At 69.1% G+C, this 15,536-nt stretch carries 16 protein-coding genes; 11 read left to right on the plus strand and 5 right to left on the minus strand.

Translation table 11 applies throughout. From position 1 onward, the window contains the following. Positions 1-7: 7 nt before the first annotated feature. Entirely contained in the window at positions 8-994 is a 987-nt protein-coding gene (locus D7Y11_RS04615; protein ID WP_126933115.1) for an NAD-dependent epimerase/dehydratase family protein, read from the minus strand. Between the two features lie 107 nt (positions 995-1,101). Here D7Y11_RS04615 and D7Y11_RS04620 point away from each other — a divergent pair, with 107 nt between their 5' ends. The 6 genes from D7Y11_RS04620 to D7Y11_RS04645 all read left to right on the plus strand — a co-directional run bounded on the left by D7Y11_RS04620 (position 1,102) and on the right by D7Y11_RS04645 (position 6,536). Further along, positions 1,102-1,725, plus strand: coding sequence for a TetR/AcrR family transcriptional regulator (locus D7Y11_RS04620; RefSeq protein WP_169819810.1), 624 nt, complete (start codon positions 1,102-1,104; stop codon positions 1,723-1,725). Positions 1,726-1,899: 174 nt separating this feature from the next. Further along, the gene (locus tag D7Y11_RS04625; protein ID WP_121752455.1) at positions 1,900-2,724 is read left to right on the plus strand and encodes a TadE family protein; all 825 of its coding nucleotides are present in this window, start codon (positions 1,900-1,902) and stop codon (positions 2,722-2,724) included. Positions 2,725-2,759: 35 nt separating this feature from the next. Then, positions 2,760-4,394: a pilus assembly protein gene (locus tag D7Y11_RS04630; RefSeq protein WP_126933117.1), complete on the plus strand. Its 1,635-nt coding sequence runs from the start codon at positions 2,760-2,762 to the stop codon at positions 4,392-4,394. Then, positions 4,367-5,485: a pilus assembly protein gene (locus D7Y11_RS04635; protein WP_233607198.1), complete on the plus strand. Its 1,119-nt coding sequence runs from the start codon at positions 4,367-4,369 to the stop codon at positions 5,483-5,485. The genes D7Y11_RS04630 and D7Y11_RS04635 overlap by 28 nt, the downstream gene beginning before the upstream one ends. Beyond that, positions 5,482-6,339, plus strand: coding sequence for a hypothetical protein (locus tag D7Y11_RS04640; protein ID WP_120580980.1), 858 nt, complete (start codon positions 5,482-5,484; stop codon positions 6,337-6,339). The genes D7Y11_RS04635 and D7Y11_RS04640 overlap by 4 nt, the downstream gene beginning before the upstream one ends. Then, positions 6,336-6,536, plus strand: coding sequence for a hypothetical protein (locus tag D7Y11_RS04645; protein ID WP_120580979.1), 201 nt, complete (start codon positions 6,336-6,338; stop codon positions 6,534-6,536). The genes D7Y11_RS04640 and D7Y11_RS04645 overlap by 4 nt, the downstream gene beginning before the upstream one ends. A 9-nt stretch (positions 6,537-6,545) precedes the next feature. Here D7Y11_RS04645 and D7Y11_RS04650 read toward each other — a convergent pair whose 3' ends face one another. Then, a complete protein-coding gene (locus D7Y11_RS04650; protein WP_121752453.1) occupies positions 6,546-7,289 on the minus strand; it encodes a hypothetical protein in 744 nt (247 codons plus the stop codon). On the opposite strand from D7Y11_RS04650, the gene D7Y11_RS04655 reads away from it, so the two are divergent. Then, complete coding sequence (locus tag D7Y11_RS04655) at positions 7,288-7,938, plus strand: hypothetical protein (protein WP_233597256.1); 651 nt, start codon at positions 7,288-7,290, stop codon at positions 7,936-7,938. The genes D7Y11_RS04650 and D7Y11_RS04655 overlap by 2 nt on opposite strands. On the opposite strand, the gene D7Y11_RS04660 is transcribed toward D7Y11_RS04655, so the two are convergent. Further along, positions 7,919-8,539, minus strand: coding sequence for a hypothetical protein (locus tag D7Y11_RS04660; RefSeq protein ID WP_233597257.1), 621 nt, complete (start codon positions 8,537-8,539; stop codon positions 7,919-7,921). The two genes, D7Y11_RS04655 and D7Y11_RS04660, sit on opposite strands and share 20 nt — an antisense overlap. A 190-nt stretch (positions 8,540-8,729) precedes the next feature. On the opposite strand from D7Y11_RS04660, the gene D7Y11_RS04665 reads away from it, so the two are divergent. Then, complete coding sequence (locus D7Y11_RS04665; protein ID WP_126933118.1) at positions 8,730-10,412, plus strand: DUF1800 family protein; 1,683 nt, start codon at positions 8,730-8,732, stop codon at positions 10,410-10,412. Positions 10,413-10,417: 5 nt separating this feature from the next. Then, positions 10,418-11,965: a DUF1501 domain-containing protein gene (locus D7Y11_RS04670; RefSeq protein WP_126933119.1), complete on the plus strand. Its 1,548-nt coding sequence runs from the start codon at positions 10,418-10,420 to the stop codon at positions 11,963-11,965. A 65-nt stretch (positions 11,966-12,030) separates the two neighbouring features. Here the strand turns inward: D7Y11_RS04670 and D7Y11_RS04675 are convergent, their stop codons facing one another. Further along, on the minus strand, positions 12,031-12,915 hold the full coding sequence (locus D7Y11_RS04675; protein ID WP_120579200.1) for an NAD-dependent epimerase/dehydratase family protein: 885 nt from the start codon (positions 12,913-12,915) through the stop codon (positions 12,031-12,033). A gap of 93 nt (positions 12,916-13,008) precedes the next feature. Here D7Y11_RS04675 and D7Y11_RS04680 point away from each other — a divergent pair, with 93 nt between their 5' ends. After that, positions 13,009-13,929, plus strand: coding sequence for a LysR family transcriptional regulator (locus D7Y11_RS04680; RefSeq protein ID WP_126933120.1), 921 nt, complete (start codon positions 13,009-13,011; stop codon positions 13,927-13,929). 6 nt (positions 13,930-13,935) lie between these two features. Here D7Y11_RS04680 and D7Y11_RS04685 read toward each other — a convergent pair whose 3' ends face one another. After that, complete coding sequence (locus tag D7Y11_RS04685) at positions 13,936-15,021, minus strand: aldo/keto reductase (protein ID WP_120579202.1); 1,086 nt, start codon at positions 15,019-15,021, stop codon at positions 13,936-13,938. Between the two features lie 94 nt (positions 15,022-15,115). Between D7Y11_RS04685 and D7Y11_RS04690 the strand changes: the two genes are divergently transcribed. Continuing rightward, on the plus strand, positions 15,116-15,523 hold the full coding sequence (locus tag D7Y11_RS04690; RefSeq protein ID WP_171807564.1) for a MarR family winged helix-turn-helix transcriptional regulator: 408 nt from the start codon (positions 15,116-15,118) through the stop codon (positions 15,521-15,523). Positions 15,524-15,536: the final 13 nt, after the last annotated feature.

Consider the following 15,536-nt stretch of genomic DNA (forward strand, 5'->3'; position numbering starts at 1 on the left):
CTCCGGCTCAGGTCGTCGCGGCGACCCGGGCCGGACCTGCCTTCGCCTCCTGCTCGCGGCGCAGCGCCGCGAGCGTCTGGCGGATGCCTTCCGCGTACGGCGTCTTCTGCACCGTGCCCAAGAGGCCGCGCAGCGCGGAGTCGTCCATCAGCACGGGGTTCGTGAGCAGGTAGTACATCTCCACCAGCTCCCGCATGAAGGGATCGAAGAGGCCCGCCAACCGGACCATCCCCTTCCCCATGGCCATCGTCTTCGGCGCGTGGCCCGCCTGCGCGAACATCTCCTTCACCATCTCCCGCTGCGTGGTGGCGCCCGCGCCCGCCAGGTTCCAGAAGCGGCCGTACGCGCGCGGCTCGTCCATCAGCGCGGTGACGAAGGGGCCCACGTCGTTCACGAAGACGAACTCATGCGGCGTGTCCAGCGGCCCGATGAGCGGCGCGCGCTTGCCCTGGTTCGCCGCGACGAAGGCCCGGTACAGGAAGCTGCGCTCCACGCCCGGCCCGTAGAAGTCCGGCAGCCGGAGGATGGTGCCTTTGATTCTTCCCGCGGCGTCCGCCTCCAGCAGCAGGTCCTCCTGCGCCTTGCGCATGCGCCCCTTGTAGGAATTCGGCTCGCGCGGATGGGACTCCGTCACCGTCGCGGTGCGCGGCAGGCCGTAGGGATAGACCGTGCCGATGAGCACCACCCGCTCCACGCCCTCCGCGATGGCCGCGTCCAACGTGCGGCGCATCAACTCCGGGTGCAGGTGGAACTGCCAGTAGTTCACCCCCACCATGTAGATGAGGGTCCGCACGCCCCGCGCCGCGGCCCGGATGGAGGCCGGGTCCTCCGGATTCCACATCACCACCTCCGCTCGCGGATCCGCGCCGAACTCCCTGCGCAGGCTGCCCTCCGAGCGCCCCACCACCCGGTAGGCCCGCCCCTGCGCCTGGAGCGCCCGCGCCACGGACTGACCGATGACGCCCGAGGCGCCGAACAACGCCACCGTTTCCATGTCGCTCTCCCGGAAAATTGAACGGACCGGCTTTTTATGAACACCGTTCGGTGAACGCCGTTCATTTATTGCTGTCCGTTCGTTACGTCAAGGCCTACCCTCGTGACATGGGCATCACGGAGCGCAAGGAGCGACAGCGGGCGGAGCTGCGGGGGAACATCCTCCGGGTGGCTCGCGACATGGTGATGAAGGAGGGGTTCGGGGCCCTCTCCATGCGCAAGCTGGCGGACGCGGTGGAGTACGCGCCCGCGACGCTCTACCTGCACTTCGAGAACCGCGACGCCATCGCGCGGGAGCTGTGCGTGCGCGGCTTCCAGGAGCTGCTCGCGGCGCTGGAGCCGCCGGCCACCGTGAAGGAGCCCGTGGAGCGGCTGTCACGCATGGCGGAGGCCTACGTGGCCTTTGGCCTGAAGCACCCGGAGACCTACCGCCTCATCTTCATGGAGGACCCCAAGCTGTCCGCGGAGCTCTTCCAGGACAAGCAGCACGGCGAGGGCCCCCGGTCCTTCGCACTGCTGGTGAGGGCCTTCGAGGACCTGAAGGCAGCCGGCCGGGCCCCGGAGGCCACTCCCGCGGAGCAGCTGGCGGAGGTCTTCTGGGCGGGGCTGCACGGCATCATCAGCCTCAAGCTCACCTGCTCCGGGTTCCAGGGCTCACCGGCGGAGGCGCTGGCGCGAACCCTCGTCGCCTCGCTGGTGCAGGGCCCGAAGCCCGCGCGGCGCTCCCGGTAGCTTTCGCCTCCACCCGCCGGGTGGCGTCCCGCGGCACGGCGCGGCCACGTGCCCGATACCGTCTTTTTACGTCGTGTATTGGATAGGGCCCTGTTTCATGGGGGAGGCTGGCGGGCGACCGAAGGGCCGCCGACTGGCATCCCGGTAACACGCCGTGTGAAGATTGGACGTCCCATGAAAAGGTCCCTTTCAACCCATCCCGGTGAGTCGGGCCAGGTGCTCGTGGAGTCCGCGCTGGTCATCCCGGTGATGGTGTTCCTCATCCTGGGCATCCTCCAGCTGGGGACGCTCCACCACGCGCGGCTGATGACGGAGTACGCCGCGTACCGGGCGGCGCGCGCGGGCATCGTCAACAGCGGCGACTGCGAGATCATGAAGAAGGCCGCCTACGCGGCGGTCCTGCCCACCCTGGGCCCCCCCAGCTCCGGCGGCAAGGGCCGGGTGGACACGCTCATCAACGTGGCGAAGGTCCATGACGCGTACACGGTCGGAAGCCAGGCCGCCCAGAACCAGCGCTTCCAGCAGGTGGACCTGGAGCGCGTGCGGGTGGAGGTGACCAACCCCCGGCGCAGCCAGCTGCCCACCCTCTTCGCCTCCTACGGCTCACACATGCAGGGCCTGGAGGTGGACTACGACGACATCCGCAACGCGCAGGTCATCGAGGCCAACCTCCTCACGGTGCGCATCACCTACTTCTATGAGATGCGCATCCCGTTCGCGAACTGGCAGCTGCACGCGTTCTACATGGGCCGCGAGGCGCTGAACGGCCTGGCCATGCGGGGCGTCAACTTCACCACCCAGAAGGTGAACGGCGGCAGCCTCACGGACCACCTGGAGGACGCGGGCGCGGGCCAGAGCCCGGACCACAAGAAGATCCGCGCGCTCGCGGACAGCAACGTCTTCGCCATCCCCGTCGTCGCGACCTATTCGATGCGCATGCAGTCCAACCTCCTCAACAGCGGCTCGCACGGTCCCAACGCGTGCGCCGTGGACGGCTAGCGTCTCCCCCGGCGCCGGCCAGAAGGACCCCCTCGATGTTTCGGATTCTGCGGAGGCTGCGGCGCGACGAGCGCGGACAGGCCATGGTGCTGGGGGTGGTGGTCATGCTGGTGCTGGCCGTCACCGTCATGGTGTCGGTGAACATCGGCCAGGGCGTGTACGAGAAGATAAAGCTGCAGGACGCCGCGGACGCGCAGGCGTACTCGCTGGCGGTGAAGGAGGCGCGGGCCTACAACTTCCTCGCGTACACCAACCGCGCGATGATCGTGCACTACTCCGCGATGCTCACGGTGATGTCCTACGTGAGCCACGCGGTGTACCTGGACCGCACCATCGGCGTGGCGGCCAAGTACCTGCAATACATCCCAGGCATCGGCGCTGTCTTCGCCGCCGTCTCCACGGCGATAAAAACGTGGAAGGTGACGGTGGAGACCATCTCCCGGTTACTCATCCCGGTGCTGACAGCGCTCAACATCGCGCTGTGGCTGGCCCAGGAGGCGATGCTGACGGGCACCCTCTTCGACCTCTACACCTCCAAGGGGCACGGGAACGTCATCGAGACGACCGACCCGAAGGCGGTCGTCACCAAGGACATGAATTCAGGGGACTCCTTCACGAAGACCGCCACGGTCTCCGCGTTGTTCAAGAACTCGACCGACATCAACTACTCCAACGCCAAGAACTTCCTGCACGTCCTGGACGACGGCCCCTTCAGCAGCAGTCCCACCATGGGTGTGGACCCCACCGGCATGATGACGCGGGGGAAGCTGGTGACGGGCAACAAGCTGTCGGATCCGAACATGGCCAAGTACCGCCTGCTCATGGGCAACCTGGCCAACGGCGTGCGCCGGCGGTGGACGGCCGAGGGCGAGGGGCCCATCCTCATCGGGCGCAGGTGGGAGTTCCGGCTGTGCGTCGTCATTGGCGAGCTGCGCATCCGCAAGACGGCGGACAGTCAAATCAAGAGCTTCGACGAGAACTTCGAGAACAACCGCAAGGATCAGCTCTTCGCGTCGGACGACATCCGCATCGAGGTGCGCCCCACCTGCTTCATCTTCGGCTGGAGCGACGTTTTCCGGCTGCGCTTCCGGGCGGCGGCGGACAACCGGGGCGGCTTCCACCAGGAATACGGCTCCAACAAGACGGATGACCACCACCCCTGGATGGGCATCACGCCGTTCGTCACGTCCGACACCAGCTTCGTCACCCCCCGGCAGAACCACTTCGGCTACCCGTGCAACCTCATCGTCCTGGGCAAGGACATGGGCGCGGACCGCACCGGCAACAAGCCGGTCTACGAGATGGAGAACCTGTCCCAGAACGCGTTCATGGCGGGCAGCGGCAGCGGCGAGTACGACAAACTCCTCAAAGAGAACACCCAAGAGGGCATCCGCGAGTCGTACCTGGACATGACCTGGCGTTACGTGGGCGGCAAGCAGGACGGCTACGCGGCGGACTTCCGCGAGCGCACGGGCGGCATGATGGCCATGGCGGTGGGCCGCGCCATCTACCACCGGCCCAACGCGTGGAAGGAGGAGCCCAACTTCTTCAACCCGCTCTGGACCGCGCGACTGGCGCCCATCAACACGCACTGGGACGAAGACCACCTCAAGTGGATGGTGCCCGCCTGGGAGGACAGCGAATGGCTGCTCAACGGCATCAACTACTGACGCGGCCGGGCCGCCGCGCGGCGCGGGGTTCAGCGACGGTGGAGCTGGCGCTCCTGGCGCCGCTGCTCGTCGTGCTGGTCCTCTGGGCGAACTACTTCTGGGAGGTGCAGCGCGCGCGCCTGAAGATGGCGGAGATGGCGCGCTTCGTGGCCTTCGAGCGCACGGTGCGCCAGGACCTCAACGCCGTCGTCGCCGAGGCGAGGACGCGCTACCAGGACCTGGACGGCTCCACCAAGACGGGCACGCTGGGCACGGCCTACCGCAACGGGCTCACCATCAACGTCCAGGCCCGGAACGCGGAGGCGCCGCTCGAAGAGGTGGGGATGTCCGACCTGGGTGCGCAGTCGGGCGTGGGGGGCATCGCGGCCGCCGCGGTCAGCGCGCTGGGCGGCTCGCCGGCGCAGCTGGCCCAGGACATGGGCTTCGACCCCAGCGTCGGGGCGGTCCAGACGGACGTGCAGATCCGCCTGGTCAACCGCATCATTCCCCGGGAGATCGCGCTCTACACGACGGGCTTCGACGGCAATCAGCTGGACCTCCACTTCGAGGAGCACTTCTACCTCTACCACGACACGTGGAGGGCCTGGGGGCCGGGTGAGAATCCCGCGCAGACCTATCCCCGCGTGGAGCAGCTCACGCACGACCGCTCGAGCAACATCGTCTACGCGGGCGTGAGCGGCGGGACGCTGAACTCCATCGGGTCGGTGCTGGGCGTGCTGGGGATCGACTTCCCCTTCTCCGATGAATACATCCGCCAGTCCGTGGTCATCCGCGAGGTGCCGGCCGCGGGCAACTTCAACGCGGTCCGGCCCACGCGCACGGTGCCCGGCGACGTGCTCCAGGCCGCCTACTGGCGCAACGACACGAGCTACTGCTACGGCAACTGCGAGCCCAGCGCCATCAATACCAAGCGTGGCCTCTCCAGCTCCACCGGCCGGGATGCCAACTGGCCCATGCGCGCGTACCGGTGCCGGGGCAACTTCTTCCAGGGCGCCACCATCTCCAACGCGCCGGAATCCATCTACACGAAGTCCACCTCCGCGGCGGCGGCGTACTTCCACTACAGCGACGACGCATGCACCCTCCCATGAGTGGGCTGACGGACCGCACGGGCGCGCTCACGCGCTGGCTGGGCCTGGGCGGACTGCTCGCGCTCGTGGCCACCGCCGTGGTGTTGAAGGATCCGCCGGCTCCGGCGACGGCGCTCCCGGCGAAGCCGCCCTCGCAGCCGGAGGTCGCCCTGCCCCCGGCGCCGCCGTTCCCTGATGCGGGCGTGGGCAAGTTGATGCGCGTGATGCCGTCCTTCCCCGGCGCGGTGATGGTGCCCATGGGCCGGCTGATGACCAATGGCAGCCCCATGGAGATGGGCTACTTCGACACGGATCATCCGCCGGGCGAGGTGCTGGAGTACTACGCGCGGGAGTTCCGGCTGCGCGGCCGCAACATCGTCACGCAGGACGACGGCTCGGGTGGCGGCTCCGTGAACTACTACGACGAGCGGATGGGCGCGCTGGTGGCCGTCACCACCATCCGCGCGGGCGGTGCCACGACGCGCACGCTGGTGTTCCCCTCGCTGGTGGAGGCGCCCGAGGGCATCCACCTGCAGGGGACGGCGCCCGCGTCGCTGCCGCAGCCTCCGGGCGTGGTGACGGTGCTGCGCCTGGACGAAGGCAGCGGCGGCGCCAGCGCGGGCAGCACCACGCTCACGCAGGTGGCGCATGGCACGCCCGCGATGCTCGCGGAGTTCTACCGGGCGCAGATGCCCTCTCGCGGCTACATGCCTTCGGGCGGGCGCCTGGCGAAGGGCGTGGAGCTCCTGGAGTTCGAGCGCCCCGGTGAGCGGCTGTCGCTGACGCTGTCGCCGCTCGACAAGGACGGTCCCCCCGAATCCCTCATCACGTTCGTGATGGAACGTGCCCCTCTTCCCCAGGAGTCGAATCGATGAATGGCTGGTTGTCGCGAGGCTACCGGTGGCTGCGGCGTCCCCGTTCGCGGGGGCAGGCCATGGCGGAGTTCACGGTGTTGCTGATGGTGTTCATTCTCACCGGCGTCTCCATCACCACGTTCGCGCCGGATATGTTCGCGGCGCTCACCATCTACATCCGCGGCTTCTACTGCGTGCTGGGCTACCCCTTCGGCTGAGGCCCCGGCTCAGGGCACGGGCAGCCGGGGCAGCGTGAGCGGCACAACGTCCAACATGGGACGGGCTCCGGTGCCGCTCTTGCGCGCCGTCCAGGTGACCTCCGCGTCGCGCAGGGACTCCACGCCGAACACCGGCACCGTGGCCGCCGTCACCACGGTCACCTGCTCGCCGGACGCCAGGCGGAAGGTCTGCTCCCGTCCCTTGCCAGCGAAGAGGCCGGTGCGCAGGTCGGTGTCGCGCTGGCGGACGGGCGCGCCCCGGAGCGCGGCGTGGTCCGCGACCAGGTCCACCGGGATGGCGACGGGGGTGTTGGGCGGCACGGTGATGGCCAGCCGCTCCACCACGGCGCGGCCGGTACCGGCGCGAGCCACCCAGGCGATGATGAGGGCGCGGGGCGTCGTCTGGTAGTCCAGCTCCACCTGGTAGAGCGTGTCGCGTTCGCGCGGCGTCTCGCCCACGACGGCGGCGCGCACGGGGAAGGTGACCTGCTTCGAACGGACGGTGTATTCCACCCACGTGCCCACGACGGGCTGGAGCTGGCCGTAGAGCAGCAGCGGCGGCACCAGGGCGCGTGCCTCCGCGAGGCGCTCGGGGGCGATGGGCGGATCCTCGGGGGCGGGCGTTCCCGCGTCGGAGGTGGCCACCGTCGTAGTGGGCGGGGCGGGAGCGATGCCCGCGTCGGGCGCGGCGGACGTGGCCGGCGTGGCGGAGAGCAGCACGGCGGTGCACACGGGACACAGGAGGCGGCGCATGGGAACAGCACTATCGGTCCGGGGCTCCGCGCCGGACAAGTCCGGGGGACACATGGGACGGCTGCTGACGCTGCTCGCGTTGCTGCTCGTGGGCCTGGGGGCCCTGCCCGCGCGGGCGCAGGACGGCGCACCGGATGCGCTGTTCGGCCTGCCGCTCGTCGTGCGTGAAGGCGGCTGGGCGCGCTACGTGAACACGTCGCCGGACGGGCCTCCGGAGTTCGTGATCAAGCTGGGCGGTCCGGGACGCCACGAGGGCAAGCGTGGCCGCTGGGTCCTCATTGAGCTCGACGTCCCCGCCACCGGACGCGTGGGCTTCGACTTCCTGGTGGAGGGCGAGCGCTTCAGCGCGAAGAGCGTGCTGCTCATGCGTTTGCGAGTGCCCGGCCGTCCGCCGAACGACACGCCCGCGCCGTTCAACCAACCGGGCGCCGAGCGGAGGCCCCACCCGCTGCGGACGACGACGGAGACCCTCGCCGGCAAGAAGCTGGCGGTGTCGGAGTACTCGTACGCCGGAGGCATCACCGCCCAGTGGTCCCCCAGCGTCCCGGTGCTGGGCCTGGTGCGCGTCTCCGGCACGCAGTCCTTCCAGCTGGAGGCCTTCGGCGTGGGCGGAGACCCGTGGAAGGACGCTACCTCCGCCGGGAAGTAAGGCCCGCCCCGACGAGCGCGGTCCGCACCGCGTCCTCGTCCGAGCTCGCGAGCCGAGCGGCCAGCAGCAGCCGCGTCCCGTGCCCCGCCTGGAGGCGCACGCGAGGCAGGTCGCCCGTCTCCCGCTGGAATGTGAACCACTCCAGCCGGGAGAACGGCGTGCGCCGCCCCAGCGAATCGATGAAGCCCGTGGGGCCGAGGAACAGCGCGGGCACTCCATGCAGGCCCACGCCCGCGAGCCACCCGGCGACGCCCAGGCAGAACGTGGCGAGCGCGGGCCGGCCCTCCGACGAGAAGAGCCGCAGGCCCACCAGCGCCAGCACGGCCATGGTCGCGAGCACCAGCGCATAGGTGCCCATCTCCGCGCGCGAGCGCAGCGCCAGGAGCCTTCCGCCGCGCAGCAGCCCCACGAGCGCGCCCAGCGCCACGAGCGCCAGGCCCGCCGCGGCCACCGCCACGGCCAGCGCCATCATCCCGGGACGGCCTCCCAGCTCCCGCGACTCGCGCACGAGCCACGCCGCGGAGCCCGTGAAGAAGGCCAGCGTCACGCCATGGAAGGCGGCCGTGGAGACGGGGCGCGTGGGGACCAGGGAACGACTCACCCGGTTGTCTCTACACCACCTGAGCCCCAGGACCCGAGCACCCACCCGGGAAACCTCCGGCATCCCATGGTTCCGGAACTACCAGAAAAAGCCGCTTTCAATGAATTTACATATCTCTTAGAATCTTTTCCGACGTCGCGGCCCCGGCGTTCCGGGGTCGATCACCCCCGCAGTCTCCAGGAGGTTCCGGATGCTTCGTCGCACCGCCCTGGCCCTCGTCCTGTGCGCCACGTCCTGCACACAGGCTGAAGGGCCCTCCGCAACAGAGTCCCCTCCCCCCGAACAGCAGGAAGTCCTGGGCCGGGCCGAACAGGCCGCCGAGTCCCTGGAGACGCCCGGTGAGGCGAACAGCATCCGCTTCCTGGAGCAGTCCTCCTTCGGTCCCAAGCTGGCGCGCGGCGTGGCCCCCGCGCCGGTGGGCACCGTGGAGCGCGTGATGTCCGTGGGCATCACCCAGTCGCTCACGGACCAGTTCGCGCTCCAGCCCGCCACGCCGTACGACGGGGAGAGCGCCCAGGACCTGGGCTCGCAGTTCTTCCAGCGCGCGGTGACGGGGGAGGATCAGCTCCGCCAGCGCGTGGCGTTCGCGCTCAGTCAGATCCTCGTCGTCTCCCAGAACGGCATCCCGGAGTCCACGAAGACGCCCTACGCGGACTCCAAGGTGGCGCTCGCGGGGTACATGAACCTGCTGTCGCAGCACGCCTTCGGCAACTTCCGCACGCTGCTGGAGGCCGTGACGAAGGACCCCGCCATGGGCCGCTACCTGGACATGGCGAACAACCGCGCCTTCGACAAGAACGGCAACCCCATTGACCCGAACGAGAACTACGCGCGGGAGATGCTCCAGCTCTTCACGCTGGGCACGGACAAGCTGAACAACGACGGCACCCCGCTGCTGGACGCCAGCGGCAACCGGCAGCGCGCGTACAGCGAGGAGCAGGTGAAGGCCTTCGCGCACGCCCTGTCCGGCTGGACCTGGAACGCCACGGGGTGTCCGGCCAAGGGCGCCGCCAACAATACGCCCGACTACAAGAACCCGCTGATGCCCTGTGACAACAACCACGACACGAGCAGCCAGACGCTCCTGCGGGGCGTCACCACCACGGCGGGCGGGAACAGCACCACGCATCTGACGCAGGCGCTGAACAACGTCTTCAACGACGCCAACGTCCCGCCCTTCATCAGCAAGCAGCTCATCCAGCACCTGGTCACGAGCAACCCGACGCCCAACTACGTCCGGCGCGTGGCCAACGTCTTCAAGAACGACGGCACCGGGACGCGCGGCAATCTCCAGGCGGTGGTGCGCGCCATCCTGGAGGACACCGAGGCGCGTGGCGCCCAGCCGCCCGTGGCGCTCAGGCCCGGCTATGGCCACCTGCGCTCGCCCGCGCTGTTCGTCACCAACGTGGTCCGCTGGTTGGATCCCACGCTGGACACGGCCACCAAGGACCCGGGGCTGAAGCTCAGCAACTGGAGCAAGTCGATGAACCAGTGGGTGAGCCGTTCGCCCTCCGTGTTCAGCTTCTACCCGCCCAACGCGCCGCTGCCGGGCGCGGACGGCCTCGTGGGCCCGGAGTTCGCCATCCTGGACACGGCCACCATCACGGCCCGCGCCAACTTCCTGCACGAGTTCCTCTACGCCAACAGCGCGGCCAACGCGGGCATCACCGTGGACTACGACCTCTTGCCGTCCACCAACCCGGAGCTGGTCGCGTACCTGGGCCGCTACTGGCTGCACGGCACGATGGCGCCGGAGCTGGAGCAGAAGCTGCTGACGTCGATGGGTGACAGCCGGGCGAACACGCTCATCCGCAAGAAGAAGCTGGCGCTCTACCTGACGCTCCTCTCCCCCTCCTTCCAGATCCAGCGGTGAACCCCATGACCACGACCCGTCGACAGTTCCTCCGGCGCGCCACGCAGGGCCTGGGATTCCTGGCCGCCGCGGCCGCCCTTCCCCGCTGGGTGGGCAACGCCCACGCCGCCACCATCGGTGGCTACTCCGGCAGCCGCGTCGCCGTCTGTGTCTTCCTGCTGGGAGGCAATGACAGCAACAACATCCTCATCCCGCGCGAGACGAACGCCTACGCGAAGTACCTGGCCGCCCGTCCCACCATCGGTCTGAAGACGGACCAGATGGACCTCATCAACCCCACGGACCTGGCCGCGGGCTCGTTCGCGCTGCCCAAGACGCTTTCGAAGCTGCGCGCGCACTTCGAGGCGGGCCGCGCCGCGTTCGTGTGCAACGTGGGCCCGCTGGTGCTCCCACTGACCAAGGCGGACTACCTGGCCGGCGGCACCACCGTTCCGGAGAACCTCTTCTCCCACAGCGACCAGCAGGACGCCTGGGCGAGCGCGCTGGCCAACCCTGGCTCCAGCACCGTCACCTCCGACATCAAGGTGACGGGCTGGGGTGGCCGCACGGCGGACAAGCTCCACGTGCTCAACACCAGCACGCCGCCGGACTACCCGGAGGTGACGTCGTTCGGAGGCAAGCCGCGCTTCTGCGCGGGCGTGGACCGCAAGCCCATGATGGTCGCCCCGGATGGCACGCTCTCGTTCCGCACCGTCAACACCCCGGCGTCGGACTTCGACCTGCTCCAGCAGGCGGCGCTGGCGGACGTGATGACGGTGCAGGATGGCAACGTGCTGGAGACGGCCTACGCGGGCGTGTTCACCACGGCGCAGACCTTCTCCGCCGCCCGCGCCGCCGCGCGCGACGCGGCGTGGGCCCAGTTGCCGCAGGCCACCCGCGACGCCATCGAGGGCTACTTCGTGCCCACGCTGCCGCCAGAGGACACCGTGAAGTGGACGCTGCACACGCAGCTCTACCAGGTGGTGCGCGACCTGGTGGCGGGCGCCATGCCGGTGAGCAACGCGGGCCTGGGCCTCAAGCGTCAGGTGTTCTCCGTGGGCTTCGGCTCCTTCGACACGCACCAGAACCAGGACGTGGACCAGCCGAAGCTCCTGGAGCAGGTGGACTTCGCGCTCGACGCGTTCCAGAAGTCGGTGACGTTGCTGGAGACCCAGGCCGCGTTCGGCTCCAACGCGCCGCAGGCCACGCTCTTCACCATGAGCGACTTCAACCGGACGCTGCTGGAGAACGGCGACAGCGGCACGGACCACGCCTGGGGTGGCCACGCCATCGTCCTGGGCAACCGCGTGGCGGGCAAGAGGCTCTACGGCACCTTCCCCAACCTGGACCTGTCCGGTTCGCTGGATGGATCCACGGACGAGCGCGGCCGCTGGATTCCCACGCTCACGGTGGAGCAGTACGGCTGGACGCTGGCCTCGTGGCTGGGGCTGAACACCGCCGCGGAGCGCGACTACGTGTTCCCCAACCTCACCGGCTACCTGGCGGACGCGGTGGCGCGCAGCTTCCCGGCGCAGGCGCGCAAGGCCAAGGTGGGCTTCATGCTGGCGGACTGACGCCGGCATGAATGAAGAAGGCCGCGAGCCTCGCCGGGCTCACGGCCTTCTTCGCGGGCATGTGACTACTTCAGCTCCGCGAGCACGTCGAACACGGAGGGACGGTGCGGCTTCCAGCCCAGCGCGCGGGCCCGCTTCGCGCGGATGCGGCTGTTGGACGCGAGCGCCAGCCGCCCCAGCTCCACGCCCCAGCGCTTCTCCCCTTCCTGAAGCGGCATGCTGCCCACGGGCAGGTGGAGGCTCTTGCCAATGGCCGTCACCACGTCGCGGAAGTTCGCCTCGCCGCTCTCCGCGAAGAAGAACGTGCCGGCCGGCGCGCGCTCCAGCACCAGGAGGTACAGGTCCGCCAGGTCCTCGATGTGCACGTTGGACCAGACGTTCTCCCCCTTCCCGATGTAGCGCGCCGTGCCTGTCTCGCGCGCGTACTGGATGAGCGGCGGCAGCTGCACGCTGTCCGGGTTCAGCCCCAGGCCCTTGCCGTAGATGAGGCACGGGCAGATGACGTTCGTGTGGATGCCGTCCTTCGCGGCGTCCAGCACCGTCTTGTCCAACGAGATGCGCGCCACCTTCTCCGGGACGGGCTCGATGGGCGTGTCCTCGTCGTGCACGCCCGCCGTCAGCTCGCCGCCCGCGTCGGTGGCGACGATGCTGGAGCCGCTGGTGTGGATGAAGTGCTTGCCGGAGCCCTTCAGCGCGGCGAGCAGCGCCTCCACCACCTTGCGCTCGTCCGCGGACGCCGCGTTGATGACCGCGTCAGCTTCCTTCGCCAGCCGCGCGAGCGCGTCCAGGTCATCGAACGAAGCGACCGTCGCCTGGATGCCGCGCGCCTCCAGTTCCTTCGCCTTGTCCTGCGTCCGGGCGGTGCCCACCACCTGGTGCCCCGCCGCCATCAACCGCGCCGCCACCGATCCGCCGATGTACCCCGTCGCGCCCAACACGAAGACTTTCATGATCCGCTCCCGTGAATGGGAGGGAACCTGCATTGTTCCCCCATGGGCGGGTAGTGGCTTGCCGGGCACATGTCCTGTTCCTAGAGTTCTCGAATGACCCTCATCCAGGAGCCGCTCGCAGGGCTGGGCGCCTTCGTGCGCACGCTCGAAACGGGCAGCTTCAGCGCGGCGGCCCGGGCGCTCGGCGTCTCCCCTTCCGCGGTCAGCAAGACGGTGGCCCGCCTGGAGGGCCGGTTGGGGGTGCTGCTCCTCCAGCGAGGCACGCGGCGGCTCCAGCCGACACCGGAGGGGCTGTCCCTCTTCGAGCGGGGCCAGCGCATCGTGGCGGAGCTGGAGGCGGCGCAGGGCGAACTGCGCGAGTCGAAAGGCCCACGGGGCCCGCTGCACGTCACCGCGCCCATGGACCTGGGCCGTCACTGGCTGGTGCCACGGCTGCCGTCGTTCCTCGCCGCGTATCCCCAGATTCAGTGCGCGCTGGGGCTCACGGACCGCTTCATCGACCTGGTGGAGGAGCGCGTGGACGTGGGGCTGCGCATGGGGGAGAGCGCGGACACGCGGCTCGTGCGGCGGCGGCTGGGAGAGTCTCGCGCCGTCATCTGCGCCTCGCCCGCGTACCTGCGCCGGCACGGCACGCCGCGGAAGGTGGCGGACCTCCAGCGCCACGCGTGTCTGGCCTACCTGCGCGGCGGCCAGCGCGTCCCGTGGCGGCTGGATGGCAAGGAGGTGGACGTGCCCGGCCCCTTCGCGTCCGACAACAACGAAGCGCTGCTGACGTTGGCGCAGGAGGGCGTGGGCATCGCGCGCATCCCGGAGTTCGTCGCCACGCAGGCGCTGGCGTCCGGAAGGCTGCGGGCCGTGCTCGGCGCGGTGCACTCGCCGGGGCCCGATGTGTTCGTCGTCTATCCGGAGCGCCGGCACCTGTCGCCTCGCGTCCGAGTGTTCGTGGACTTCGTGGTGGAGGCGTTCGCGCGCGAGGAGGCAAAGCCGGGCACGAAGCCCCGGCCTCGCCGGTGACGACGGTCAGTAGACCTTGTCGTTCTTCTCCACGCCGAAGGGGGAAGCCGGCATCTGGATTCCGTTCACCGTCGTCCCGCCGTTGTGGATGGCGGGGAACATGGGCTCCATGCTCTGCGGGAACCCGAACGCGGGCTTCGTGAGCTCATCCAGGCGCCCCATCTCCTCGGCCGTGAGCTTCACGTCGGCGGCCTTCAGGTTGTCCTCGAGCTGCGCGATCCGCCGCGCGCCGATGATGGTCGAGCCCACTCCCGGCTTCGCCATGACCCAGGCCAGCGCCACGCGCGCCGGGGTGCTCTCGTGCGCACGAGCGATGGCCTCGAGCGCGTCGACGACGGTGTAGGTCTTCTCGTTCAGGTAGGGCTCGATGAAGGCGCCCCGGTCTCCCTTCAGCTGGCCCGCGTTCTTGCGGGTGTACTTGCCGCTGAGCGCGCCGCTCTTGAGCGGGGACCAGGGGGTGATGCCGAGCCCGTGCTCCAGGGCCATGGGGACCAGCTCCTGCTCCACGCTGCGCTCGAGCAGCGAGTACTCAATCTGCAACCCGATGAAGGCCGACCAGCCCCGGAAGCGCGCGGTAACGTTGGCTTCGACGACCTTCCAGGCAGGCGTGTCGGAGACGCCGAGGTAGCGGACCTTGCCGGCCCGGACCAGGTCCTCGAGCGCGGCCATCGTCTCGTCCATGGGCGTGTGCTTGTCCCAGTTGTGCAGCCAGTAGAGGTCGATGTAGTCGGTCTGCAGGCGGCGGAGCGAGTTCTCGCACGCCGAGATGATGGACTTGCGGCCGGAGCCGCCCCCGTTCGGGTCGCCGGGGTAGAGGTTGCCGCTGAACTTCGTGGCGATGACCAGGCGGTCGCGCCGGGCAGCGTGCTTGCCGACGTGGTCACCGATGATCTTCTCGGAATGGCTCTTCGTGTAGAAGTTCGCGGTGTCGATGAAGTTGCCGCCCAGTTCGATGAACCGGTCGATGATGTGCTGGGACTCCTCCACGCTGGTGCCCCAGCCAAGGTCTTCACCGAACGTCATCGCACCAAGGCACAGCGGGCTCACGCGCAGGCCGGAGCGGCCGAGCGTGACGTAGTGGTCGAGAGGCATGGAGTCTCCTGGGGATGTGTTACCGTTTCAGGGAGGCCGAATTGGTTCAGCCTTGAGTTGATTTAATTTTGTACCAATTTCCGCGCAAGGGCTCATGTCGAAGATCGACCCGGCGAAGATCTGGTCGCTGAACTACAACCTGCTGATGTCGGTCATCTCCGGTGTCTCGCCCGACATCTCCGGGCTGGGGTTGGACACGAAGGAGCTGTTCGTGCTGGCGCAGGTGGAGGAGCACCCCTACCCGGCCGAGCTGGCGGCGACGCTGAGCATGCCGAAGCCGACGGTGACGGTGTACGTGAAGCGGCTGGAGGCGGCGGGCTTCCTGCGCCGGGAGATTGACGCCGAGGACCTGCGGCGGCACCGGCTGCAGGTCACCCCGGCGGGCCGCAAGGTGACGGCGAAAGGGCTCGCGATGCTGTCGGAGGCGTTCGGCGCGCGGCTCGGTCGCTTGAGTGCGGCGGAGCAGGCCGAGCTCCGGAGCCTGCTCGAGAAGCTGAGCTGACGGCGGCTTGAAT

This window comes from Corallococcus sp. AB018 (genome assembly GCF_003986945.1).
Taxonomy (GTDB): Bacteria; Myxococcota; Myxococcia; order Myxococcales; family Myxococcaceae; genus Corallococcus; species Corallococcus exiguus.

What these genes read in the sequence shown, in the direction of transcription:
- D7Y11_RS04675 (WP_120579200.1), bottom strand. Translation starts at nt 12,915, where the DNA reads ATGAAAGTCTTCGTGTTGGGCGCGACGGGGTACATCGGCGGATCGGTG.
- D7Y11_RS04685 (WP_120579202.1), bottom strand. Translation starts at nt 15,021, where the DNA reads ATGCCTCTCGACCACTACGTCACGCTCGGCCGCTCCGGCCTGCGCGTG.
- D7Y11_RS04690 (WP_171807564.1), top strand. Translation starts at nt 15,116, where the DNA reads ATGTCGAAGATCGACCCGGCGAAGATCTGGTCGCTGAACTACAACCTG.
- D7Y11_RS04615 (WP_126933115.1), bottom strand. Translation starts at nt 994, where the DNA reads ATGGAAACGGTGGCGTTGTTCGGCGCCTCGGGCGTCATCGGTCAGTCC.
- D7Y11_RS04655 (WP_233597256.1), top strand. Translation starts at nt 7,288, where the DNA reads ATGGGAACAGCACTATCGGTCCGGGGCTCCGCGCCGGACAAGTCCGGG.
- D7Y11_RS04630 (WP_126933117.1), top strand. Translation starts at nt 2,760, where the DNA reads ATGTTTCGGATTCTGCGGAGGCTGCGGCGCGACGAGCGCGGACAGGCC.
- D7Y11_RS04620 (WP_169819810.1), top strand. Translation starts at nt 1,102, where the DNA reads ATGGGCATCACGGAGCGCAAGGAGCGACAGCGGGCGGAGCTGCGGGGG.
- D7Y11_RS04645 (WP_120580979.1), top strand. Translation starts at nt 6,336, where the DNA reads ATGAATGGCTGGTTGTCGCGAGGCTACCGGTGGCTGCGGCGTCCCCGT.
- D7Y11_RS04635 (WP_233607198.1), top strand. Translation starts at nt 4,367, where the DNA reads ATGGCTGCTCAACGGCATCAACTACTGACGCGGCCGGGCCGCCGCGCG.
- D7Y11_RS04665 (WP_126933118.1), top strand. Translation starts at nt 8,730, where the DNA reads ATGCTTCGTCGCACCGCCCTGGCCCTCGTCCTGTGCGCCACGTCCTGC.
- D7Y11_RS04650 (WP_121752453.1), bottom strand. Translation starts at nt 7,289, where the DNA reads ATGCGCCGCCTCCTGTGTCCCGTGTGCACCGCCGTGCTGCTCTCCGCC.
- D7Y11_RS04670 (WP_126933119.1), top strand. Translation starts at nt 10,418, where the DNA reads ATGACCACGACCCGTCGACAGTTCCTCCGGCGCGCCACGCAGGGCCTG.
- D7Y11_RS04625 (WP_121752455.1), top strand. Translation starts at nt 1,900, where the DNA reads ATGAAAAGGTCCCTTTCAACCCATCCCGGTGAGTCGGGCCAGGTGCTC.
- D7Y11_RS04680 (WP_126933120.1), top strand. Translation starts at nt 13,009, where the DNA reads ATGACCCTCATCCAGGAGCCGCTCGCAGGGCTGGGCGCCTTCGTGCGC.
- D7Y11_RS04640 (WP_120580980.1), top strand. Translation starts at nt 5,482, where the DNA reads ATGAGTGGGCTGACGGACCGCACGGGCGCGCTCACGCGCTGGCTGGGC.